Here is a 22,952-nt window from a genome sequence, read left to right on the forward strand (position 1 = left end):
CCGCCGACGCGGAGACCTCATGAACGTACTGCTCGACCATTTCCCAGAGTTCCGCGACGGCTTCATAGGAACCGTGTCGATCACCGCCGTCAGCTCGGTCATCGCGCTGCTCCTCGGCGTCGTCGTCGCCGGATTCCGGGTCTCGCCCGTGCCGCCGCTGCGCTGGTTCGGCACCCTCTGGGTGACGATGCTGCGCAACACGCCCCTGACGCTGCTCTTCCTCATCTCGTTCTTCGTGGTTCCGGAGATCCTCTTCCCCGGGATGAGCCCGTTCGTGCTCGCCTCGCTCGCGCTCGGCTTCTACACCTCGGCGTTCGTCTGCGAGGCCGTCCGGTCCGGCATCAGCACCGTGCCGCTCGGGCAGGCGGAGGCCGCCCGTTCGCTGGGCATGACCTTCTCGCAGACACTGCGGATGATCGTCCTGCCGCAGGCGACGCGGACCGTCCTGCCGCCGCTGAGCTCGATCTTCATCGCGCTCACCAAGAACTCGGCCATCGCCGGCGCCTTCAGCGTCACCGAACTCTTCGGCTGGCAGACGCTGATGAGCGAGGAGGGGTACGCCATCGCCCCGATCTTCGTCTGGGTGGCCGCCGCGTACCTGGTCATCACCTTCACCATCAGCGGGATCTTCCGTCTCCTTGAGCGCCGTATGGAGGTCGCCCGATGAGTGCCAGCGTTCTCTACGACTCGCCCGGTCCCAAGGCCCGGGTCCGCAACCGCGGCCTCGCCGTGCTGGGCACCGTCGCCATCGTCGCGCTGATCACCGTCAGCGTCGTCCGGCTGAACGAGAAGGGGCACCTCGCCCCCGAGATGTGGGACATCTTCAACTACGCGGGCATCCGGCAGAACATCGCCGACGCGGTGCTCGCCACCCTGAAGGCATTCGGCCTCGCCGCGGTCGGCTCGCTCGTCCTCGGCGTACTGCTGGCCGTGGCCCGGCTCTCCGACCACGCTCCGGTCCGCCTGCTGGCCACCGGCTTCATCGAGGTCTTCCGCTCCATCCCGCTGCTGATCACGATCTACGCCGTGTGGGTCGGATTCCTGACCGACTACTCGATGTGGGCACTGGCCCTGGGCCTGTCCATCTACAACGGCTGCGTCCAGGCCGAGGTGCTGCGCGCCGGCGTGAACGCGGTACCCAAGGGGCAGCGGGAGGCGGCGTACGCCCTGGGGATGAGCAAGACCCAGGTGATGACGACCGTCCTGATGCCGCAGGCGATCCGGGCGATGCTGCCGACGATCATCAGCCAGTTGGTGGTCACCCTCAAGGACACCTCGCTCGGCTTCGTGATCCTCTACCCCGAGCTGCTCCAGACGGCCCGCCTGATCGCGTCCAACACCCAGGTCAACGGCCAGTACCCGTACGTCTCCACCATCGTGGTCATCGGCACCATCTACATCGCGATGTGCCTGGCCCTCTCCTCGCTCGCCACCTGGATCGAGAAGCGGGGCCGCCGGGCGAAGACCGGGATCGCCGTCGCCGAGGCCGGGCCCACGACGCTCACCCCGGGCGGCGAGCAGGCCCTGCCGGTGCCGGGAGCGCCCGACGACGGCACGGCCGACGGGCCCGGCGGCAAGAAGATCTGACACCATGTGACATCATCCGGGGGCAGTGGCGGTCGCCGCTGCCCCTGTCACTTGACGCACGCACCCGCAGTGGGTTGCATACGTTCTGTGACCATGCACCGGGCTCGCGCCACACTTCGCTGTTGCCGCATGACCGAACGGCCTTCAGGAGCCACGCCGTGGACCCGGTGATCATTGTCGGCGCGGGGCCCGTGGGCCTCGCGCTCGCCCTTGCCCTGGCCGCCCAAGGCGTGCCCAGCGTCGTGCTCGACGAAGGCTCCGGCAAGGAGGAACCCCGCCCGGCCCGGTCCGTGGTGCTGCGCGAGGACATGGCGGCCTGGGCGGAACGCCTCGGCTGCGCCACCCTGCGTGACGAAGGGGTCCGCTGGGTCGGCTGGCGCTCACTGCGCCGCAAGCAGCAGACGAGGCGCCTCGAGCTGAGCCAGGTTCCGCACGGGGACGACGAGACGAGCCCGTCCGCCCCGCTGCACATCCCGCAGCACGCCCTCGCCCGCGGTCTGCGCGCCGCGATCGCCGGCCAGGGGCTCGTCCAGCTCGTCACGGAGGCCCGGCTCGACACGATCGAACAGGACGCGGACGGGATCACCGCACACACCCGGGGCCCCGGAGCGACCTGGTGGCGTGGCAGCCACCTCGTCGGCTGCGACGGCGCCCGCTCCACCGTGCGCAAGTTGCTCGGCGTCCGCTTCCCGGGACGCACGGCGGTGGAGCGACACGCGGTCGCCGCGGTGCGCACCGAACTCCCTTGGCCAGGGCAGGCCCTGTTGCACCGTCAGCCCCCGTGGCGGGGAAGCGACGAGATCGCGGCCCGTCCACTGCCCGACGGCGTCTGGCGGATCGACTGGCTGCTGCCGCCGCGCGGCGAGCTCGTCACCCCCGACGCGCTCGTCAGCCGCATCCGCGACACCCTGGCCGGCTGGTGCGAGGGCACGACACCTCCGTACGAACTGATCGACACCGGCGTCCACACGCTGCACCACCGGCTCGCCCGGCGCTGGCGGGTGGGCCGCGTCTTCCTGGCGGGCGACGCCGCGCACCTGCTCGGCGCGGTCGGCACCCAGGGGCTCGACGAGGGGCTGAGGGACGCGGACAACCTGGCCTGGAAACTCGCGTACGCCTGGCACCACGGGGGCTCCGAGACCCTGCTCGACAGCTACCAGAGCGAGCGGAGGACCGCCGTCGCCTCCCGGCTGCGGGCCGCCGACCAGTCGCTGCCCGTCCTGCGCGGCGGGGGCGGTCTGCGCACGTACATCCCCGGCGGCACCCGTGGCCACGACACCCTGCTCACCGAAGGCCACCTGGGGCGCGGGCCGTTGGGCGCACCCCCGGAGTACCCGCACTCCCCCCTCGCCGCCACGGACCCCGGCGTTCGGACACCTGTGGCCACCCGGCCGGGCGCGCCGGTCCGGGACGTCCCCGTCACGGCACCGGACGGCGCGACGGTACGGCTCCGGGACCGCCTCGGACGGGGCTTGTTCCTGGTGGTGCTGGTCGCGCCCGGAACCGGAGTGTGGGACCGACGGCACTGGAAGAGCGCGGGCCTGATGCCCCGGCTCGTCGAGACGGTGCGTGCGTTGCCGGCGCGGGCGGAGGTCCTGGTGACCGAGGCATACCCGGGCGCGGCGGCGCACGCGGTACTGCTGGTGCGTCCGGACGGTCACCTGGTCGCCGCCTTCTCCGGGGTCCGGCCCGAGGAGCTGTACGCGGCGACGGACGCTTCCCGGGGCGGCTCGACGCCCCGGGAAGCGGGGAAGGCCCCGGGTGACACGGCACCGCCGAAGAGCGAGGAGGTGCCGAGGCCGGCGTCCGAACCGGCCCCCTCCTCGACGGCCAACGGCACCGGGTGAGGGGCGAGGTGGTCCCCGGCAACGGGTGAGGGGCGGCCGGAGACGGCGGGCGGAGCCTCAGAGCCTGTCGGTCGAAGGCCACCCGACAGGCTCTCAGCCGCGCCGGCTGAGGTACGCCTCCAGCTCGGCGGCCCCGGCCAGCATCGCCCGCCCGCGGGCGGAGAGCCGCCCCCGCCAGTCCCGTAGTGCGGCCTCCAGCGGCGCCAGCCCTCCGGCGGTCCGCACCTGGTCGACCAGGGGGGCGATCTGCTCCAGCAGATGGCCGCCTCGCCTCAGCTGGTGGATCAGCCGGGCGTCCCGCACGTCGGCCTCACCGTAGACGCGGTACCCGGTCGACGGATCGCGGCGGGGGCGGAGCAGCCCGGCGCGTTCCCATGCCCGCAGCGTCGCGGGCCGGACGCCGAGTCTTCCCGCCAGCGGCCCGATAAACGTGTCACCGGCCCCGGACCCCGCGCCCGCTCCCTTTCCCGCCGGGACATCCGCGCCTGATACGCCCGGTGCGGCGTCCGGGAGCGGCGGCTCCAGGTCGCGAAGGGCGTTCTCGACGGCCCGGAGCGTCCGGCGGTCGTCGAGGAGCTGGGCGTGGCCGGCGTCGATGAGCCGAAACGCCTCGTCGACCGCTCCCTCGTTGACCGCCCGCATGATCGACGTGGCGGCCGGGTGGCCGTGGCCGGGGAGCAGGGCGACGAACGCGCGCAGGGCCGCGGCGTGCAGCGGCGTGTAGGTGCGGTAGCCGTGGGGCGTGCGACCGGCGGCCGGAAGGACGCCGGCCTCCTCGTAGTTCCTGACCGCCTGCGTGGACAACCCGTGCTCACGCGCCAGATCGACCGGCCTCAGCCGCTCATCGCTTTGAAGGTTTCGCCCCATCATCCCGTCCACACCAAGAGAGATTCCGGAAAAGTCTCCACCGAAAGTTCAACGATAGCGTGGAAGGCATGGATATCGACATCACGGGCACCACCCATGCCCTCGGGGTGGACGCCGTCAGGGGACTGCTCCCCTCCCTGCCTCGGCTGCTCGCCCTGGGCGAGCCCACCCACGGCGAGGACGCGCTGCTCGACCTGCGCAACGGCCTCTTCCGGCAGCTCGTCGAGGAGGAGGGCTACCGCACGATCGCGATCGAGAGCGACTGCCTGAGGGCCCTGGTCGTGGACGCGCACGTCACCTCGGGCACGGGCACCCTCGACGAGGTCATGGAACGAGGAATCAGCCACGGGTGGGGCGCGTCCGCGGCCAACCGCGAGCTGGTGCAGTGGATGCGCGCCCACAACGACGGCCGGCCCTCCGCCGAGCGGCTCCGATTCGCCGGCATCGACGGCCCCCTGGAGATCACCGGCGCCGAGAGCCCCCGGCAGGCACTCGTCGCCCTGCACGCCTATCTCTCGGCCTGGGTGGACGACCCGGGCCTGCTCCCGTGTACCGCGGAGCGGCTCGAGGCCCTGCTCGGCCCCGACGACCGGTGGACCGATCCCGGTGCGATGAGGGACCCGGTCCGGTCCGTGGGCCGTTCCGCCGAGGCCGGGCGGCTGAGGCTCCTCGCGGACGACCTGGTGGCGCTGCTCGACGAGCGGACGCCCCATCTGATCGCCGCGACCTCGCGGGACGCCTGGGACCGTGCCCGCCTGTACGGGCGGACCGCCGCCGGTCTGCTGCGATATCACCACTGGATGGCCGACACCTCACCGGCCCGCATGACCCGGCTGGTGGCCGTACGGGACCGGATGATGGCCCACAATCTCCTCGCCGTCGCCGCTCGGGGCCCCGCGCTGGTACACGCCCACAACTCACATCTCCAGCGGCGGAAGAGCACGGTACGGATGGGCGGGGCGCCGCTGGAGTGGTGGGGCGCCGGTGCGCTGGTGAGTGCCCGGCTCGGTACGGAGTACGGCTTCGTGTCCACGGCCCTCGGGACGATCCGGCACCAGGGAGTCGGCGCACCGCCGCCGGACAGCGTCGAAGGGCTTCTGTACGCGCTCCCGGAGGACCGCTGTGTCGTCGATGCCTCGCGGCTGGCCGACGCCCTGGGCGACACGCTGCCCGCTCCGCGTGTCTCCCCCTGGTTCGGCTACGCCCCTCTCGACCCGGCCCACCTGGCGGACAGCGACGCCATGGTGTTCGTCAAGGACGTCGCCCGGAGCTGACGGGGTGACCGGCGGTGTTCGCCGAGGCTCGGGTGTGGCTCCGGCGGTCGCAGCGGGGTGGCAACGGCCTTCTCTCCATGCCTCCTCCCCATGCCTTCTGACCGGGGCCGTCTCTTCGGGCCATCCGCTCGAAGCCGGGGAGAGGCGGTCGGTTCCGTCGAGCCGTCAGAAGGGCTCGTCCAGTCCCTCGGTGTCCTCGCCCTCCTCCTCCAGCGCCTGCCGGACGACCCGCAGGGCCAGGCCCTCGGGATATCCCTTGCGCGCGAGCATGCCCGCGAGGCGCCGCAGCCGACGGTCGCGCTCCAGGCCGCGGGTGGCACGGAGCTTGCGGTCGACGAGCTCGCGGGCCGTGGTCTCCTCCTGCGCGGAATCGAGCTGTCCCACGGCCTGCTGGATCAACGAGGGGTCCACGCCCTTCGTCCGCAGTTCACGGGCGAGCGCACGCCGGGCGAGGCCACGGCCGTGGTGCCGCGATTCCACCCAGGCGCCCGCGAAGGCGGCGTCGTCGATCAGCCCCACGTCCTCGAAACGGGAGAGGACCTCCTCGGCGACCTCGTCGGGGATCTCCCGCTTGCGCAGGGCGTCGGCGAGCTGTTTGCGGGTGCGGGGGGTTCCGGTGAGCAGGCGCAGACAGATCGCCCGCGCCCGCTCAGCCGGATCTTGGGGCGACAGCTCCTTCTCGGCCCTCGACGAGTCGGGGCTGTCGCCCGGCCATTCGGTACGCCGGGTCACCGTGTCAGCTCTTGGCCGCCGGAGCCTTGGCCGCCTTGGTGGCCTTGGCCGCCGGAGCGGATACGGGCTTGGCCGCCTCCTCCGTGGCCGCCGCCGCTCCCGCGGCGTCCGCGCCCGCCTCGGCCGTCTCCGGCCGGACTCCGACGCCCAGCTTCTCCTTGATCTTCTTCTCGATCTCGTTGGCGAGGTCCGGGTTGTCCTTCAGGAAGTTGCGGGCGTTCTCCTTGCCCTGTCCCAGCTGATCGCCCTCGTACGTGTACCAGGCGCCGGCCTTGCGGACGAAGCCGTGCTCGACTCCCATGTCGATCAGTCCGCCCTCGCGGCTGATGCCCTGGCCGTAGAGGATGTCGAACTCGGCCTGCTTGAAGGGCGGCGCGACCTTGTTCTTGACGACCTTGACGCGGGTGCGGTTGCCGACCGCGTCCGTGCCGTCCTTGAGGGTTTCGATGCGGCGAATGTCCAGGCGCACCGAGGCGTAGAACTTCAGCGCGCGGCCACCCGTCGTGGTCTCCGGCGAGCCGAACATGACGCCGATCTTCTCGCGGAGCTGGTTGATGAAGATCGCGGTGGTCTTGGACTGGTTGAGCGCGCTGGTGATCTTCCGCAGGGCCTGACTCATCAGACGGGCCTGGAGACCCACGTGCGAGTCGCCCATCTCGCCCTCGATCTCCGCACGCGGGACGAGCGCGGCGACGGAGTCGATGACGATGAGGTCGAGCGCGCCGGAGCGGACCAGCATGTCGACGATCTCGAGGGCCTGCTCGCCGTTGTCCGGCTGGGAGAGGATCAGGTTGTCGATGTCGACGCCGAGCTTCTTGGCGTACTCGGGGTCGAGGGCGTGCTCGGCGTCCACGAAGGCGACCTGGCCGCCGGCCTTCTGGGCGTTGGCGACGGCGTGCAGGGTCAGGGTCGTCTTACCGGAGGACTCCGGTCCGTAGATCTCCACGACGCGTCCGCGGGGCAGACCACCGACGCCGAGGGCGACGTCCAGGGCGGTCGAGCCGGTGGAGATCACCTCGATCGGCTCCTGGGTCCGGTCGCCCATGCGCATCACGGCACCCTTGCCGAATTGCCGTTCAATCTGTGCGAGCGCGGCGTCGAGCGCCTTCTCGCGGTCGGTTCCTGCCATGGGTTCCACCCGGTTTGCTTGAGTCGATCGCTTCATGTGAAAGACGCTAACCCCTGCCACTGACAATGGGCCGCGGCGTCTCTCCGACCTGTGGACAACTCGGCCACAACCCCGTGATTCCGAGGGCCGGACTTCCATAAGAATGGATGTTCGATTTTAGTGTCAAGCGCACCACGCCGACCCCGGACGAGGCACGGTGACCGAGCGTTCCGCCCGGCCACCGAACGTCGTGGCCGGGCGCGGCGAGCGCGGCCGGGGAGCGGGGACGTGGTTCGCCGCCGCTCGGCCCCGGCGGTTCCCTGGACCGCCGCCGGTCAGATGCCGTCTCTCGGAGAGCCGAGGCGCCGTGACCGTTCCGCCGGCTCTCCGGCGGCGGACTGCGGCGACCGCGTCGCGGGAGCGGGCTCCGGGGCGCCCCGGGGGTCCGCGGGGCCGACGTCGTCCACGGAGCCGGGGGACCCCGTCTGGCCCTGCTCCCTCTTGTTCTGGAGCGCCTTCTGCAGCCGGGCCACGACCGCCTCCCCGTAGCGCCGGTGACCATGGACGCGGGGATCGTCCGTCACCGCGTACCGCTTCACGTAGGCGCCGAGGAACGCCTGCAGGGTGGCCACGGCCGGGATCGCGATCAGCGCCCCGACCGCCCCGAGCAGCGCCGTGCCCGCGATCACCGAACCGAAGGCCACCGCGGGATGGATGTCCACGGTCCTGGACGTCAGCTTCGGCTGGAGCATGTAGTTCTCGAACTGCTGGTAGACCACGACGAAGACCAGCACCCACAGCGCGTACCAGGGGTTCACGGTGAACGCGATGAGCATCGGGAGCGCACCCGCCAGATAGGTGCCGATGGTGGGGATGAACTGCGAGACCAGCCCGACCCACACCGCGAGCGCGGGCGCGTACGGCACGCCCAGGACCTCCAGGAGCACGAAGTGGGCGATGCCGGAGATCAGGGCCATCAGACCACGCGAGTAGAGGTAGCCGCCCGTCTTGTCGACGGCGATCTCCCAGGCGCGCAGTACCTCCGTCTGACGGGCCGGCGGCAGGACCGAGCACAGCGCGCGGCGCAGCCGGGGCCCGTCGGCCGCGAAGTAGAACGAGAAAAGGAAGATCGTCAGCAGCTTGAACAGGCCGCCGAGGACGGTGGCGGAGACGTCCAGGACGCCGGTCGCGCTGTTCTGGACGTACTTCCGCAGCCAGTCGGAGCGCAACAGGCTGTCCTGGACCTCGACGCGGGAGAGCTCCGTGTGGAAGGTCTGGTTGATCCAGTTGATCAGGGAGTCGAGGTACTGGGGGAAGTTCTCGACCATGTCGACGATCTGGCCCGCGAGCATCGAGCCGAGCAGCACGACGAACCCGACACCCACGACGATCACGGTGAGGAAGACGAGGAAGGTGGCCGGGCCGCGGCGCATGCCGCGCGCGGCCATACGCCCCACCGCCGGCTCCATCGCGAGGGCGAGGAAGAAGGCGAGCAGGACGTTGACGAGCAGCCCGACGAGCTGGTGGAAGGCCCAGCTGCCCAGTTGGAAGCAGGCGACGAGCGTCAGGGCGAGCACCAGGGCACGGGGCAGCCAGCGGGGCATCCGTTCCCCCCTGACGCCCCCGGCCTCACCGGGGACGACGGCGGAATCGGGCGCGTGCCCGGAGACCTCGGGGACCTCGGGGACCTCGGGGACCTCGGGGACCTCGGCGGGGGTGTCGGGCTCGGGGGCCACGGCGGTCGCGGCCGGGCCGGGGGCGGCGGTCGCCGTGACGGCAGCGGCCGTGGAGGTCGCCCCGCGGGCCGTCCGCCCGCCCGTCGCCTCGGTCCGGCCGCTCCCCGTCACGCGCGGGGGCATCGGCTCACGGGTGCTGTCGTCGTTCTCGTCGGTCGGTGCCACCCCGCCAGTCTCCCGCACCGCGCGAGGGTTCCGTTCCGCCCCGCCGCCCGTCGGCGGACCCGGGGCGCCGACACCGCGCGGGCGGGTCTCAGCGTTTCTCCGCGGGGACGCCGACGGCCGAGCAGACCGCCCGCCACACGTCCTTCGCCTCCCATCCGGCGTCCAGGGCCTCGTGGACCGTCCGGCCGCCCAGTTCGGACATCACGTGGTCCCGTGCGAAGGACTCGGCGTAGGACCCACCGAAGTGGTCCGCCATCCGCTCCCAGAAAATCGTCAACCGCATGCCCCCAGTATCGCGCTCCCAAGAGTGCAGCCCGGCCCGTACCCCTTGTCATACGCTCTGGGCGGCCTACGGTCGGAGCATGGCTGGAACTCCTCTCGCGGCCCCACTCCCGGCTCCGCCCACGACCCCCCTCGCACGCGCCGAGCACTTCGTCTGGCTCACGGCCCGTGTCCTCGAACAACGCAGGTTCGCCTATCACTTCCTGCGTGGTGACGCGGAACCGGTCGAGACGGCCCTGGCCGCTTACCTGAACGAGGACGGCGGCTACGGGCACGCCCTCGAACCGGATCTGCGCGGCCCGGTCAGCCAGCCCTTGCACACCGGCGCCGCCCTGCGGGTCCTGGACGCCATCGGGCGCTGCGGCGGGATGCGCGTGGAACGGATCTGCCGCTATCTCACCGAGGTCTCCACGCACGAGGGCGCGCTGCCCGCGGTGACTCCCTCCCAGCGCGGCTACCCGTCCGCGCCCTTCGTCCCCGTCGTCGACGACCCGCCCGGCTCGCTGCTGGCCACCGGGCCGGTGGTCGGTCTGCTCCACCGCAACCAGGTCTGGCACGCCTGGCTGTTCCGTGCCACGGAGTTCTGCTGGGCCGCGGTCGAGGCGCTGGAGACCTCGCACCCGTACGAGGTCCAGGCCGCGGTCGCCTTCCTGGACGGCGTCCCGGACCGCTCGCGCGCCCAGGTGCTGGGCGACCGGCTGGGCCGGATGGTCCGTGAGCAGAAGCTCGCGGTGCTGGACCCGGACCGGCTCGACGACTTCCCGGTGTCCCCCGGGTACGCGCCCGGCGAGCACCATTTCCCCTACGACTACGCCCGGGTACCGGACTCACTGGCGCGCCGCTGGTTCACGGACGAGGAGATGGGACGCTCGCTCGACCGTCTCGCCGCGGCGCAGCGGGAGGACGGCGGCTGGCCGGTCGCATGGCGGCAGTGGGCTCCGGGCACCTCCCTGGAGGCGCGGCCGATCGTCACGATCGAGGCGCTGCGGACCCTGCGCGCGCACGGGCGTCGGATCGGCTGACCCGTACCCGCCGACGGCCGTGAGCGGGGAGAGCCGTGGCGCGCGCCCGTCCCGGTCAGCCGCCGAGAGCGCGGACGCCCGCCGTCACCAGCACCGCCGCGGCCACCACGAGCAGGAAGGGCGCGCGCAGGACCAGTGCCACGGCCGCCGCCGCGAGTCCGGCGGCTCGGGCGTCCAGGGCCGGCAGGCCGCCGGCGCTGAAGGTCTGCTGGGCGGTGAGCGCGGCCAGCAGGGCGACGGGCAACAGGCCCGCGAGTCGCTGGACCAGGGGCCGTTCCAGGGTGCCCGCGGGGACCAACAGTCCGAGGAGCTTGACCAGGTAGCACCCGACAGCGGTGAGGCCGATCGCGATCCAGACGTTCATCGGGCGTCCTCCTTGTACTCGCCTGCCCCGCCGGCGCCACTGCTCCCACCGGCCTCGTCGGCCGCGCGGGCGGCGGCCCGGCGCCCCTGGACCCAGAGCACGGCGGGCGCGGCGAGTGCCGCCGCGAGGACCGGGACCCCCGCCGGCAGCACCGGCGACAGCCCGAGACCGAGGAGGACCGCGAGACCCGCGGTGGCGCGTTCGGTGGCGGTGCGGAGCATGGGCGCCAGCAGGGCGAGGAAGGTGGCCGGGCCGGCCGCGTCCAGCCCCCAGTCGCTGGTGTCGCCGATGGCCTCGGCACCCAGCGCACCGAGCAGGGTGGTCAGGTTCCACAGCACGTACAGGGTGAGTCCGGTGACGGTGAAACCGATCCGCGCGGCGCGCCGGCCGGGCTGTGCCAGCGCCACCGCCGTCGTCTCGTCGATCACCCAGTGCGCGGCGAAGGGCCTGACCGCGCGAGGCAGCGCGAGCAACTGGGACAGGCGAAGCCCGTAGAAGGCGTTGCGGGTTCCCAGGAAGAAGGCACCGGCCGCCGCCGTGAACGGATTGCCCCCCGACGCCAGCGCCCCGATCAGCGCGAACTGCGAGGCACCGGTGAAGACGAGGAGGCTGAGCGCGCAGGTCTGCAGCAGGCTCAGGCCGGACCCCGCCGAGGTCACCCCGAAGGCGAAGCCGGAGAGCCCGACGGCGACCCCGACGCCCAGGGCGTCGCGCACGACCGCCGAGTCCGCCTTGGCCGGGACTCCGGGTACCGCTCTCTCCGCCGCCGTGTCGGCGGCGGGCCGTATGACCGGAGGTGCTGTCTGTTCTGCCACTCCGGGAACGCTACCGGCCCCGGTCCCCGGTGGTCTTGTACGTTCTTGCGCGCTGGTAGGCGCCCGGCGGGACGCCGACACTGCGGACGAAGTGCCGGTTGAGGTGCGGCTGGTCGGTGAACCCGACGGCCACGGCCGCCTCGGCGGGGGGCGTCCCCGCGTCCAGGAGCCTCCGCGCGCGCCGGACCCGCGCGTCGGTCAGCCAGGTGTGGGGCGGCATCCCGTAGGCGTCCCGGAAGGCCCGCAGCAGCGCGAAGGGGCTGGTGCCGAGATGGTCGGCGAGGCGCTCCAGGGTCGGTGGGTCGGTCATCCGCGCCTCGAGGAGGGCGCGGGCGCGCTCCGCGTTGCGGGCTCCGGCCGAGCGCGGCGCCGGCGGGGAGCCGATCCGGCCGCCGTGACTGCGCAGCATCCGCGCCGTGACCAGCCGCAGCAGGCTGTCGGCGGCGAGCGCGTTGCCCTCCTCGGCCGCCCGGTGCACGCCGAGGACGAGCCGCGCGGCCTGCGGATCGTCCACGACGGGCTCGGTGAAGCCGACGGAACCGCGCAGGGCGAGGGTGTCGGCGGCGATGGACCGGATCAGTCCGGCGTCGGGGTAGATCGTGCGGTACGTCCATCCCTCGGGTACGCCCGCGTGTCCGGTGTGCGAGGTGTCCGGGTTGACGAGGGCGATCTGGCCGGGCCCCGCGTGGACGAGTTCGTCCCGGTGGTGGAATGCCTCGACCCCCGCGGTGATCGCGGCGAAGACGAAGGTCTCGTGGGTGTGCCGGGCGAAGGTCTTCCGGACGTAGCGGGCGTGCAGCAGATCGACCCCGGGCAGCTCGGGATACTGCCAGTACCGTGCCCGCTCGCCGCTCGCCATGTCCCCATTCTCCGCCCGCCCGCCGGGCCGGGGCCGGTCCGGGCGATTGTCAGTGGCGAGGTGCACGATGGGGGACATGGTCACGCCCGCGCTCGATTCCTTCTCCCCCGCGACCCGCGGCTGGTTCACCGGGGCCTTCACCGCGCCCACGGCGGCGCAGGAGGGCGCCTGGCGGGCGATCGGTGAGGGCTCGGACGTACTCGTCGTGGCCCCGACCGGTTCCGGGAAGACCCTCGCCGCGTTCCTGGCCTCCCTGGACCGGCTCGCCTCGACGCCGCCGCCCGCCGAACCGAGGAAGCGCTGCCGGGTGCTCTACGTCTCGCCTCTCAAGGCCCTCGCGGTGGACGTCGAGCGCAATCTACGCTCCCCGCTGACGGGCATCCGCCAGGAGTCCGTCCGGCTCGGGCGGCCCGAGCCCGACATCCGGGTCGGCATCCGTTCCGGGGACACCCCGCCCGCCGAGCGCCGGGCTCTGGCCACCCGGCCGCCGGACATTCTGATCACCACCCCCGAGTCCCTGTTCCTGATGCTGACCTCAGCCGCGCGCGAGGCGCTGTCCGGCATCGAGACGGTGATCCTGGACGAGGTCCACGCGGTCGCCGGGACGAAGCGCGGCGCGCACCTCGCCCTGTCCCTGGAGCGGCTCGACGAACTGCTGCCGCGCCCCGCCCGCCGGATCGGCCTGTCGGCGACGGTCCGTCCGGTGGACGAGGTGGCGCGCTACCTCTCCCCGCGGCGCCGGGTGGAGATCGTCCAGCCGCCCTCGGGGAAGGAGTTCGACCTGTCGGTGGTGGTCCCGGTCGAGGACATGGGCGAGCTGAGCGGCTCACCGGCGACCGAGGGCCGGGAAGGCGGCGACCGGCCGTCGATCTGGCCCCAGGTCGAGGAACGCATCGCCGACCTCGTCCAGGCGCACCGCTCCACGATCGTGTTCGCGAACTCTCGCCGTCTCGCCGAGCGCCTGTGCAACCGCCTCAACGAGATCGCGTACGAGCGGGCCACCGGTGAAGTGATGCCCGAGGGCTCGCCGCCCGCCGAGATCATGGCCCAGTCCGGGGCAGCTCTGGGCGCCCCCTCGCTGCTCGCCCGCGCGCACCACGGCTCGGTGTCCAAAGAGCAGCGTTCCCAGGTCGAGGAGGACCTCAAGGCGGGCCGCCTGCCGGCCGTGGTCGCCACCTCCAGCCTGGAGCTGGGCATCGACATGGGCGCGGTGGACCTGGTCGTCCAGGTGGAGTCGCCGCCCTCCGTCGCCTCCGGGCTCCAGCGGGTGGGCCGCGCAGGACACCAGGTAGGCGCCGTGTCCACGGGCGTGGTCTTCCCCAAGTACCGCGGCGACCTGGTGCAGGCGGCCGTGGTCACCGAACGGATGCGGGCCGGTGCCATCGAGTCGATGCGTGTTCCGGCCAATCCGCTGGACGTGCTCGCGCAACAGCTCGTCGCGATGGTCGCCCTGGACAGCTGGCAGGTGGACGACCTGCTGGCCACCGTGCGGCGGGCGGCGCCCTTCGCCTCGCTGCCCGAGTCGGCGTTCACCGCCGTGCTGGACATGCTCGCCGGCCGCTACCCCTCGGACGCCTTCGCCGAGCTGCGCCCACGGGTCGTCTGGGACCGGGTCACCGGGACGGTCACCGGCCGTCCCGGGGCGCAGCGGCTCGCCGTCACCTCCGGCGGCACGATCCCCGACCGGGGCCTGTTCGGTGTCTTCCTGGTGGGCGCGGACCCGAAGAAGGGCGGCGGCCGGGTCGGGGAGCTCGACGAGGAGATGGTGTACGAGTCGCGGGTCGGCGACGTCTTCACGCTGGGCACGACCAGCTGGCGCATCGAGGACATCACCCGGGACCGGGTCCTGGTCTCGCCCGCCCCCGGGGTGCCGGGACGGCTGCCGTTCTGGAAGGGCGACCAGCTGGGGAGACCGCTGGAACTGGGCCGTGCGGTGGGCGCGTTCCTTCGGGAGGTCGGCTCGCTCGCTCCGGAGGACGCGCGCTCGCGGCTGGCCGCCGCGGGCCTGGACGCCTGGGCCTGTGACAACGTCCTGGCCTACGTGGACGAGCAGCGGCGGGCGTGCGGTCACGTGCCGGACGACCGGACGATCCTGGTCGAGCGCTTCCGGGACGAGCTCGGCGACTGGCGGATCGTCATCCACTCACCCTTCGGAGCGCAGGTGCACGCGCCGTGGGCGCTGGCGCTCGGGGCCCGGCTCGCCGAGCGGTACGGCATGGACGCCCAGGTCATGCACGCGGACGACGGCATCGTGCTGCGGCTGCCGGACGCTGATCTGATGGGCCTGGACCTCCTCGACGACGACCCGGCGGGCCCGGACCGGCACCCGGACACGTCGTTCGACAGCGAGCAGGCTCCGATCGGCGCGGCGGACGCTCTCTTCGACAAGGAGGAGATCGGGCCGCTCGTCACCGACCAGGTCGGCGGTTCGGCGCTCTTCGCGTCACGCTTCCGCGAGTGCGCGGCGCGCGCCCTGCTGCTGCCCAAGCGCAACCCGGGCAAGCGGACCCCGCTCTGGCAGCAGCGCCAGCGTGCGGCGCAACTGCTCCAGGTGGCGAGCGAGTTCGGGTCGTTCCCGATCGTCCTCGAGGCGGTCCGCGAGTGCCTCCAGGACGTCTTCGACGTTCCCGGACTCACCGAGCTGATGGGGGACATCGAGTCCCGCCGGGTCCGGCTCGTCGAGGTGACCACCCCCGAGCCGTCCCCGTTCGCCCGCTCCCTGCTCTTCGGGTACGTCGCCCAGTTCCTCTACGAGGGCGATTCGCCGCTCGCCGAACGGCGGGCCGCCGCGCTCTCCCTGGACTCGCGTCTCCTGGCCGAGCTGCTCGGCCAGGCGGAGCTGCGCGAGCTGCTCGACGGCGACGTCCTCGCGGAGCTGGAGCGTGAGCTGCGGTGGCTCACCGAGGATCGCCGGATCAAGGACGTGGAGGGCGTGGCGGACCTGTTGCGCGTCCTCGGTCCGCTGACCGACGCCGAGCTGGCCGCGCGTGGGGCCGAGCCCGGCTGGGGGCAGCAGCTCGAGCGGGCTCGGCGGGCCATCCGGGTCCGGGTCGCGGGGGCGGAGCACTGGGCGGCGATCGAGGACGCGGGACGGCTGCGGGACGCGCTGGGGACGGCGCTGCCCGTGGGTGTACCCGAGGCGTTCACCGAGCCGGTCAAGGACCCGCTGGGTGATCTGCTCGCCCGGCACGCGCGTACGCACGGGCCGTTCACCTCCGCCACGGCCGCCGCCCGCTTCGGCCTGGGCGCGGCCGTGACGGATGGTGCGCTGCAGCGCCTCGCCGCGGCCGGGAAGGTGGTCCAGGGCGAGTTCCACCCCTCCGGGATCGGCCAGGAGTGGTGCGACGCGGGTGTCCTGCGCAGACTGCGGCGCCGGTCCCTGGCCGCGCTCCGGCACGAACTGGAGCCGGTGGCGCCCGCCGCGCTCGCCACCTTCCTGCCCCAGTGGCAGCACGTCGGCGGCCACGGTCTGCGCGGCATCGACGGACTGGCGCGCGCGGTCGAGCAGTTGCAGGGTGCTCCGGTACCTGCCTCCGCGCTGGAGAAGCTGATCCTGCCGTCCCGGGTCGGGGGGTACTCCCCCGGGCTGCTCGACGAGCTGACGACGACCGGCGAGGTCCTGTGGGCGGGGGCCGGCGCGCTGCCCGGCAAGGACGGCTGGCTCTCCCTCTACCTGGCCGACGCGGCGCCGTTGCTCCTTCCGCCGCCGCACCCGCTGGAGCTCACGGCACTGCACGAATCGGTGCTCACGGCGCTGACCGGCGGCTACGGGCTGTTCTTCCGCCAGATCGCCGACCAGGTGCGCGCCACGACGCACCCGGACGCGACCGATTCCGGGCTCGCCGACGCCGTCTGGGACCTGGCCTGGTCGGGGCGGCTCACCAACGACACCCTGGCGCCGCTCCGTTCGCTGCTCGGCTCGGGCCGCACGGCGGGGTCCACCGCTCACCGTGCCAAGCGCACCGTGCCGCGCGGCCGTTACGGATCGCTCGGGGCCGCGGCCCGTCCCGCCTCGCGGACCGGGCCGCCCACGGTCAGTGGCCGCTGGTCCCTGCTGCCGGCGCGGGAGCCGGAGCCGACCCACCGGGCCCACGCGCTCGCCCGGACACTGCTGGACCGTCACGGCGTGGTCACCCGGGGCGCGGTGGCCGCCGAGGGCGTCGAGGGCGGATTCTCGGCGACGTACCGAATCCTGTCGGCCTTCGAGGACAGCGGGCAGGCTCGCCGCGGCTACGTGGTGGAGGGGCTGGGAGCGGCGCAGTTCGCCATGGACGGCGCCGTCGACCGGCTGCGGGCCGCGGCGACGGCACGCGACCGAGGCGCCGAGGCGGGCGCCGGGCCGCGCGCGGTGGTGCTGGCCGCGGCGGACCCGGCCAACGCGTACGGGGCGGCGCTGCCCTGGCCGGAGCCGCCGACCGGGGCAGGCCACAAGCCGGGCCGCAAAGCGGGCTCCCTGGTGGTACTGGTGGACGGTGAGCCGGCGCTCTATCTGGAACGGGGCGGGAGGACGGTCCTGTCCTGGCCCACCGATCCCGACGCGCCGGCACTGCACGCGGCCGCCGAAGCACTGGCCGGTGCGGCCCTGGCCGGCACGCTGGGCACGATCACGGTGGAGAGGATCAACGGCGGCGCGGCACTCACCTCGCCGCTCGCCGGCGCCCTGGAGGCCGCCGGGTTCCATGCCACTCCGCGGGGACTCCGCCTGCGTCCCTGAACGGCCGGGCCGGTCGGACAGCGGGGGCCGCGCGCCTGTGGGCGACGCGGTCGCGGCCCCGGGGACGGGCCGTGCGCTCCTCTGGTCGAGAGCGGTCCGGTGGGCGTGGTCGAGCCGCTGACGGCAGACTTTCCGGTGCAGAACACCGCCGCTGCGCGGCTCCGGGGCGAGGACACGTTTCCCCGGCCGAAGCCAGGGATACCCGCGCAAGATCAAGGATGGAGCCATGCCCGAAGGAGACACCGTGTGGCGGACAGCGCGCCTCCTGGACTCCGCGCTGGCCGGGCGCGTGCTCACCCGGTGCGATCTGCGGGTGCCGCGATGCGCCACCGCCGATCTCGCCGGACGGACGGTCCTCGACGTCACCCCGCACGGCAAGCACCTGCTCACCCGTGTCGAAGGCGGTCTGACCCTGCACTCCCATCTGCGGATGGAGGGGGCGTGGCGGGTGTACGCCACAGGTGAACGCCCGCGCGGGGGACCGTCTCATCAGATCCGGGCGATCCTCGGCAACACGGAGCGGACGGCAGTCGGATACCGCCTCCCGGTCCTCGAGCTGCTGCGCACCGTGGACGAGGCTGAGGTGGTGGGCCACCTCGGCCCGGACCTCCTCGGTCCGGACTGGGACCCTCGGGAAGCCGTCCGCAGGCTCCGCGTCGCCCCGGAACGCCCCCTGGGCGAGGCCCTCCTCGATCAGCGGAATCTGGCCGGGATCGGCAACGTCTACAAGGCGGAGCTGGCCTTCCTGGCCGGTGTGACGCCATGGCTGCCCTTCGGCGAGCTCCCTCCGGGCGTGCCGGAACGTCTGGTGGCGACCGCGCACCGCCTGCTGGAGGCGAACAAGGACCGTCCCGACCGCAGGACCACGACGGCCGCCGGCCGGGAGCGGCTCCATGTCTACGGCCGCGCCCACCGTCCCTGTCCGCGCTGCGGGACCCCGGTGCGCGGGACCGGACCGCGGGACGTGTCGGACCGGGTCGACTACTGGTGCCCGGGCTGCCAGAAGGGCCCGACCCCATTCCATGACTGATGTTCCGTCGGATTCGGTCGTATGGTCCCGGCCGCGCGGCAGTCGACGGAGGCGGCCATGGCGCGGAACTCCCCCCTGAGCCGGGTCGGTGAACCGGAGGACGCCGCCCACGCGGTCCTCCACCTCGCCTCCGACGCCTCGTCGTTCACGACGGGTCAGATCCTCCGTCCGAACGGCGGGGTCGCGATGCCGTGGTGAACCGCGCGCCCGACGTGGCCCCCTCACTCCGCTCACCCCGGCCGCCCGCGGCGGCGGACGCCGTCACGTGCACCGGCAGCAGACTCAGCCCCCAGCCACCGGCCGCGACCGCTCCCTCGACCAGTCCGGACTGAGCCGGAACCAGCGCCAGTCGCAGCACCGCCCACCACCACAGCCCGCCGGCCAGCAGTGCGCCCGCCACCCGGACGTGCGTCACCGCGGGAACCCGTAGCCGTACCATGGCCGCCTCCTGCGGTCGACGCTAGACCGGCCCCGTCACCCGGCGGGAGGGCGCACGGGAGGCAGACCCGGCGCACGGACCGCACGGCGGGGGCACCGCGACCTCCGCCCGTGCGGTCCTCGACGCGGTGTTCGTGTCCGTGAGCGGCGTGAGCGCGGTCGCGGAGAGCCGAACGGTGTCACGGCCGTCGCGGGGCGGCTCACCAGGGTGGGGGCAGCCCTCAGGCGCTCTCCGCCTGGAACATCCAGGCGTGCTTCTCGAGGTCGGCCGTGAGGCCGATCAGGATGTCCTGGGTGACCGGGTCCGGCGCGTCCGTGGCCTCGATCCGCTCGCGCATCCGCGCGATGACGGCTCCGAGGGCGTCCACCAGGATCTTCACGGCCTCGGCGTCCTTGATCCAGCCCGCGGGAACGTCGCCGATGGCGCTGCCCGAGGCCACGGAGGCGGCTCGGCCGTCCGGGTTGACCCCGACCGCCGAGGCGCGCTCGGCCACCACGTCGGAGTGCTGGCGCGCGGTGGCGACGACCTCGTCGAGCTGGAGGTGGACGGAGCGGAAACGTGGTCCGACCACGTTCCAGTGCACCTGCTTGGCGACGAGCGAGAGATCGACCAGATCGACGAGTGCTCCCTGCAGAGCGTTGCCGACCGTCTTCAGCTCGGTCTCGGACAGCGAACTCTTCACGACGGACATGCGTGTCCTCCCACTGGTTGACCGTTTTCTCACCATGACACGCCTCACCCGGAGCGGGCATCTCAAACGCCTCCGCCGCACACACCCGAAAGGGGTCCGGGAACGACGGAAGCCCCGGTCGGCGCCCTGCTGGGCACCGGCCGGGGCTTTCGCCCACTTCGGTTCAGGCGGCGACGACGTCCACCGCTTCCGCGGGCGCCTTGATGGTCACCCGCTCGGTGGGCACGCCTGACACCGACGTCACCGACACCGAATTGAGCATGGGGCGTACCGGTGCGGGCACCGGTTCGCTCGCCGCCGCAGACTGGGCCAGTTCGGCCAGCGACAGTTCGTCGCTCACTTCGCGCATGAGCTCGGACATCCGTACGTCAAGCGCGTCGCAGATCGCGGAGAGCAGCTCGGAGGAAGCCTCCTTCTGCCCCCGCTCCACCTCGGAGAGATAGCCGAGCGATACTCGGGCGGACGAGGAGACTTCGCGCAGAGTACGGCCCTGGCGCTGGCGCTGCCGACGCAGCACGTCACCCAACAGGCGACGGAGCAGAATCATCGGTGGCTCCCTCCTCGGACCGCGTAGCCGCATCCTTCACGCACCACCGTACCGCCTCGCGCGGCGGCCGTGCGGGGAGCGATGTCGTGTTCACTCAGGGCTGCAAACATCAATTCCCCCCGTGGTGTTCCGTATCCTGTGCCCGCGCATTCGCCGAGAGTTCGTCGTGGAGCAGGGTCAGCGCACCCCTCACGCTCTCTCTACGGATTTCCGCGCGGTCGCCGTTCAACCGCAATGCGACCACTTTCCCGGCGCCGGCCGGACCCTCGACCGCCACGAACACCGTGCCGACGGGCCGGCCGTCCTGGGGCCCGGGTCCGGCGACTCCGGTCGTCGAGACGCCCCAGTCGGCGCCGAGACGGTGGCGCACACCCGTCGCCATCTGCGAGGCGACCTCGGGGTCAACCGCCCCGCGCTCGGCCAGAAGGGTCCCGTCCACGCCCAGCAGAGCCCGCTTGAGGGCCGTGGCGTACGCCGTGACGGACCCGAGGAAACTCCGCGAGGCTCCAGGCACGGAGGTGAGTTCCGCGGCCACCAGACCGCCCGTGAGGGACTCCGCGACGGCCAGCGTGTGACCGCGTTCCGCGAGCAGCTCCAGTACCCGGGCGGCGTCCGTCATCGGGCCGGCCCCGCCGCGGTCCGCGTCTCGGCGGTCCGGGCCGCGCGCTCCTCGGCCAGGCCACGGCGCCTGAGCACCACCGCCTGACGCACGTAGTCCAGACCGGTGACGACCGTCAGCACCACGGCCACCGCCATCACCCAGAAGCGCAGGGTGGCGAGTGGACCGGTCAGCACGAGGACGTACATCCCGACCGCCGTGCCCTGCGCCAGCGTCTTCAGCTTCCCGCCGCGGCTGGCCGGAATGACCCCGTGCCGGATCACCCAGAACCGCATCAGGGTGATGCCCAGCTCCCGTGCCAGGATCACGACCGTGACCCACCAGGGCAGGTCTCCCAGCGAGGAGAGGCAGATCAGTCCGGCCGCCATGATCGCCTTGTCGGCGATCGGGTCGGCGATCTTCCCGAAGTCCGTGACCAGGTCGTACGCCCGTGCCAGATGGCCGTCGAAGACGTCCGTGATCATGGCGACGGCGAACGCGGCCCACGCCCAGGCACGCCAGACCGGATCGTGCCCGCCGTCCTGGAGCAGCAGCACCACGAAGCCGGGTACGAGCACCAGCCGCATCATGGTGAGGATGTTGGCGATGTTCCAGAGGCTGGCCTGGTTCACGGCCGCGGCGCCCAGCTTGCCACCGGGCGCCGGCCTGCCGGTCCCGCCCGTCGCGGATGCCGGGACTCCGGTCATCTGCCCGCCTCCTCGAAAAGACACTCGGCCACCAGGTCGACGCCTTCCGTGTCCACGACCTTCGCCCTGACCATACGGCCGGGGGTGAGCCCGCGGAGCATGGCCGCGTCCCCGGTGATGATCACCTGGCCGTCCGTCTCGGGCGCCTGGTGCGCGGCGCGGCCGATCGCTCCGCCGTCCTCCTCAAGGGAGTCCGCCGACTCGACCAGTACCTCCAGGGTCTCTCCGATCCGCTCCTCCGCGCGCTGGGCCGTGAGCTCCTCGGCGAGCCGGGAGAGATGGGCGAGGCGCTCGTCCACCACTTCCTGGTCGAGCTTGTGCTCGTACGAGGCGGCCTCGGTGCCGTCCTCGTCGGAGTAGCCGAAGACGCCGACGGCGTCGAGGCGGGCGTGCGTGACGAAGCGTTCCAGCTCGGCGAAGTCGGCCTCGGTCTCCCCGGGGAAGCCGACGATGAAGTTCGAGCGGGCACCGGCGGTCGGGGCCTTGGAGCGGATGGTCTCCAGCAGTTCCAGGAAGCGGTCGGTGTCGCCGAAGCGGCGCATGGCCCGCAGGACGTCCGGGGCGCTGTGCTGGAAGGACAGGTCGAAGTAGGGGGCGACCTTCTCGGTCGAGGTCAGCACGTCGATCAGGCCAGGCCGCATCTCGGCGGGCTGGAGGTAGCTGACCCGGACCCGCTCGATCCCGTCGACGGCGGCCAGCTCGGGCAGCAGGGTCTCCAGCAGACGGATGTCGCCGAGGTCCTTGCCGTAGGAGGTGTTGTTCTCGGAGACCAGCATGACCTCCTTCACCCCCTGCTCGGCGAGCCAGCGCGTCTCGCCGAGCACGTCCGAGGGGCGGCGTGAGACGAAGGAGCCGCGGAAGGACGGGATGGCGCAGAAGGAGCAGCGCCGGTCGCAGCCGGAAGCGAGCTTCACCGAGGCGACGGGGCTGGAGTCCAGGCGGCGGCGCAGCGGGGCGCGCGGGCCGGAGGCCGGCGCCAGGCCGTCGGGGAGGTCGGTCGGGACGTTCTGCGGGGCCTCGACGGCGCCGTGGCCGGGCAGGGCCACGTCGGCGGCGGCCTGTTGCCGCTCGACGGGGGACAGCGGCAGCAGCTTGCGCCGGTCGCGAGGGGTGTGAGCCTCGACACTGCCTCCGCCGAGGATGGTCCTGAGGCGGTCGGAGATGTCGGCGTAGTCGTCGAAGCCGAGCACGCCGTCGGCCTCGGGAAGGGCTTCGGCCAGTTCCTTGCCGTAGCGCTCGGCCATGCAGCCGACGGCCACGACGGCCTGGGTCTTGCCGTGATCCTTCAGATCATTCGCTTCGAGGAGGGCGTCGACGGAGTCCTTCTTGGCGGCTTCGACGAACCCACAGGTGTTGACGACGGCGACGTCCGCGTCCGAGGCGTCCTCGACGAGCTCCCAGCCGTCCGCTGCCAAGCGGCCTGCGAGCTCCTCCGAGTCCACCTCGTTACGGGCGCAGCCAAGAGTGACAAGGGCGACGGTACGGCGTTCGGGCATGGACTCAAGACTACTTCGTCCCGGCCGTGTCCCCGCCGCGCAGGGTTCACCCGCGCGACGCGTGCCTCTCGT

The 22,952-nt window shown here is 72.7% G+C and carries 20 protein-coding genes and 2 pseudogenes; 8 read left to right on the forward strand and 14 right to left on the reverse strand.

Annotated elements, in window-relative coordinates; all coding sequences use genetic code 11:
* Positions 1–19 precede the first annotated feature (19 nt).
* The 3 genes from OG393_RS07195 (at position 20) to OG393_RS07205 (ending at position 3,434) form a co-directional block, all read left to right on the forward strand.
* On the forward strand, positions 20–667 hold the full coding sequence (locus OG393_RS07195) for an amino acid ABC transporter permease (protein WP_327373800.1): 648 nt from the start codon (positions 20–22) through the stop codon (positions 665–667).
* Positions 664–1,587 carry an amino acid ABC transporter permease gene (locus tag OG393_RS07200; RefSeq protein WP_327373801.1) on the forward strand — a complete coding sequence of 308 codons (924 nt, stop codon included), beginning with the start codon at positions 664–666 and terminating at the stop codon, positions 1,585–1,587. The genes OG393_RS07195 and OG393_RS07200 overlap by 4 nt, the downstream gene beginning before the upstream one ends.
* A gap of 158 nt (positions 1,588–1,745) precedes the next feature.
* On the forward strand, positions 1,746–3,434 hold the full coding sequence (locus OG393_RS07205) for an FAD-dependent monooxygenase (RefSeq protein WP_327373802.1): 1,689 nt from the start codon (positions 1,746–1,748) through the stop codon (positions 3,432–3,434).
* A gap of 93 nt (positions 3,435–3,527) precedes the next feature.
* Here OG393_RS07205 and OG393_RS07210 read toward each other — a convergent pair whose 3' ends face one another.
* Positions 3,528–4,301, reverse strand: a complete 774-nt coding sequence (locus OG393_RS07210) for a TioE family transcriptional regulator (protein WP_327378337.1) — start codon at positions 4,299–4,301, stop codon at positions 3,528–3,530.
* A gap of 68 nt (positions 4,302–4,369) precedes the next feature.
* Between OG393_RS07210 and OG393_RS07215 the strand changes: the two genes are divergently transcribed.
* Positions 4,370–5,575 (forward strand): erythromycin esterase family protein, encoded by a 1,206-nt coding sequence (locus OG393_RS07215; RefSeq protein WP_327373803.1) that lies wholly within the window; start codon positions 4,370–4,372, stop codon positions 5,573–5,575.
* A gap of 165 nt (positions 5,576–5,740) precedes the next feature.
* On the opposite strand, the pseudogene recX reads toward OG393_RS07215, so the two are convergent.
* From recX to OG393_RS07235, 4 genes and pseudogenes are all read right to left on the reverse strand, one after another.
* Positions 5,741–6,427, reverse strand: a pseudogene (recX, locus tag OG393_RS07220) (recombination regulator RecX); the annotation flags it as partial.
* Positions 6,312–7,436 carry a recombinase RecA gene (gene recA, locus OG393_RS07225; protein WP_327373804.1) on the reverse strand — a complete coding sequence of 375 codons (1,125 nt, stop codon included), beginning with the start codon at positions 7,434–7,436 and terminating at the stop codon, positions 6,312–6,314. The gene recA and the pseudogene recX, both read right to left, overlap by 116 nt.
* A 314-nt stretch (positions 7,437–7,750) precedes the next feature.
* Complete coding sequence (locus OG393_RS07230) at positions 7,751–9,019, reverse strand: AI-2E family transporter (RefSeq protein ID WP_327378338.1); 1,269 nt, start codon at positions 9,017–9,019, stop codon at positions 7,751–7,753.
* Positions 9,020–9,404: 385 nt separating this feature from the next.
* Complete coding sequence (locus OG393_RS07235; protein ID WP_327373805.1) at positions 9,405–9,599, reverse strand: DUF3046 domain-containing protein; 195 nt, start codon at positions 9,597–9,599, stop codon at positions 9,405–9,407.
* A gap of 79 nt (positions 9,600–9,678) precedes the next feature.
* On the opposite strand from OG393_RS07235, the gene OG393_RS07240 reads away from it, so the two are divergent.
* Positions 9,679–10,620, forward strand: a complete 942-nt coding sequence (locus tag OG393_RS07240) for a hypothetical protein (RefSeq protein WP_327373806.1) — start codon at positions 9,679–9,681, stop codon at positions 10,618–10,620.
* Positions 10,621–10,675: 55 nt separating this feature from the next.
* Here OG393_RS07240 and OG393_RS07245 read toward each other — a convergent pair whose 3' ends face one another.
* Genes OG393_RS07245 through OG393_RS07255 form a run of 3 tightly spaced genes read right to left on the reverse strand, consistent with a single transcriptional unit; the run spans position 10,676 to position 12,658 of the window.
* Positions 10,676–10,984, reverse strand: coding sequence for an AzlD domain-containing protein (locus OG393_RS07245; protein ID WP_327373807.1), 309 nt, complete (start codon positions 10,982–10,984; stop codon positions 10,676–10,678).
* Entirely contained in the window at positions 10,981–11,799 is an 819-nt protein-coding gene (locus OG393_RS07250) for an AzlC family ABC transporter permease (protein WP_442817271.1), read from the reverse strand. Before OG393_RS07250 ends, OG393_RS07245 begins: the two co-directional genes overlap by 4 nt.
* Before the next feature lie 10 nt (positions 11,800–11,809).
* Positions 11,810–12,658, reverse strand: a complete 849-nt coding sequence (locus tag OG393_RS07255) for an AraC family transcriptional regulator (RefSeq protein ID WP_327373808.1) — start codon at positions 12,656–12,658, stop codon at positions 11,810–11,812.
* Positions 12,659–12,734: 76 nt separating this feature from the next.
* Between OG393_RS07255 and OG393_RS07260 the strand changes: the two genes are divergently transcribed.
* The 3 genes and pseudogenes from OG393_RS07260 to OG393_RS07270 form a co-directional block, all read left to right on the forward strand.
* Positions 12,735–17,372 (forward strand): ATP-dependent helicase, encoded by a 4,638-nt coding sequence (locus OG393_RS07260; protein WP_327373809.1) that lies wholly within the window; start codon positions 12,735–12,737, stop codon positions 17,370–17,372.
* A 226-nt stretch (positions 17,373–17,598) separates the two neighbouring features.
* Positions 17,599–18,402, forward strand: coding sequence for an Fpg/Nei family DNA glycosylase (locus tag OG393_RS07265; protein ID WP_327373810.1), 804 nt, complete (start codon positions 17,599–17,601; stop codon positions 18,400–18,402).
* Positions 18,403–18,435: 33 nt separating this feature from the next.
* Positions 18,436–18,600 (forward strand): annotated as a pseudogene (locus OG393_RS07270) (SDR family oxidoreductase); the annotation flags it as partial.
* On the opposite strand, the gene OG393_RS07275 reads toward OG393_RS07270, so the two are convergent.
* The 6 genes from OG393_RS07275 to rimO all read right to left on the reverse strand — a co-directional run bounded on the left by OG393_RS07275 (position 18,548) and on the right by rimO (position 22,880).
* Positions 18,548–18,841 (reverse strand): hypothetical protein, encoded by a 294-nt coding sequence (locus OG393_RS07275; protein WP_327373811.1) that lies wholly within the window; start codon positions 18,839–18,841, stop codon positions 18,548–18,550. The pseudogene OG393_RS07270 and the gene OG393_RS07275 sit on opposite strands and share 53 nt — an antisense overlap.
* A gap of 220 nt (positions 18,842–19,061) precedes the next feature.
* Positions 19,062–19,532: a Dps family protein gene (locus OG393_RS07280; protein ID WP_327373812.1), complete on the reverse strand. Its 471-nt coding sequence runs from the start codon at positions 19,530–19,532 to the stop codon at positions 19,062–19,064.
* 163 nt (positions 19,533–19,695) lie between these two features.
* The gene (locus OG393_RS07285; RefSeq protein ID WP_327373813.1) at positions 19,696–20,079 is read right to left on the reverse strand and encodes a helix-turn-helix domain-containing protein; all 384 of its coding nucleotides are present in this window, start codon (positions 20,077–20,079) and stop codon (positions 19,696–19,698) included.
* A gap of 109 nt (positions 20,080–20,188) precedes the next feature.
* Positions 20,189–20,698: a CinA family protein gene (locus OG393_RS07290; RefSeq protein WP_327373814.1), complete on the reverse strand. Its 510-nt coding sequence runs from the start codon at positions 20,696–20,698 to the stop codon at positions 20,189–20,191.
* A complete protein-coding gene (pgsA, locus tag OG393_RS07295; protein ID WP_327373815.1) occupies positions 20,695–21,384 on the reverse strand; it encodes a CDP-diacylglycerol--glycerol-3-phosphate 3-phosphatidyltransferase in 690 nt (229 codons plus the stop codon). Before pgsA ends, OG393_RS07290 begins: the two co-directional genes overlap by 4 nt.
* On the reverse strand, positions 21,381–22,880 hold the full coding sequence (gene rimO, locus OG393_RS07300; RefSeq protein ID WP_327373816.1) for a 30S ribosomal protein S12 methylthiotransferase RimO: 1,500 nt from the start codon (positions 22,878–22,880) through the stop codon (positions 21,381–21,383). The genes pgsA and rimO overlap by 4 nt, the downstream gene beginning before the upstream one ends.
* Positions 22,881–22,952: the final 72 nt, after the last annotated feature.

The sequence above is a fragment of the Streptomyces sp. NBC_01216 genome, assembly GCF_035994945.1.
Taxonomy (GTDB): Bacteria; Actinomycetota; Actinomycetes; order Streptomycetales; family Streptomycetaceae; genus Streptomyces.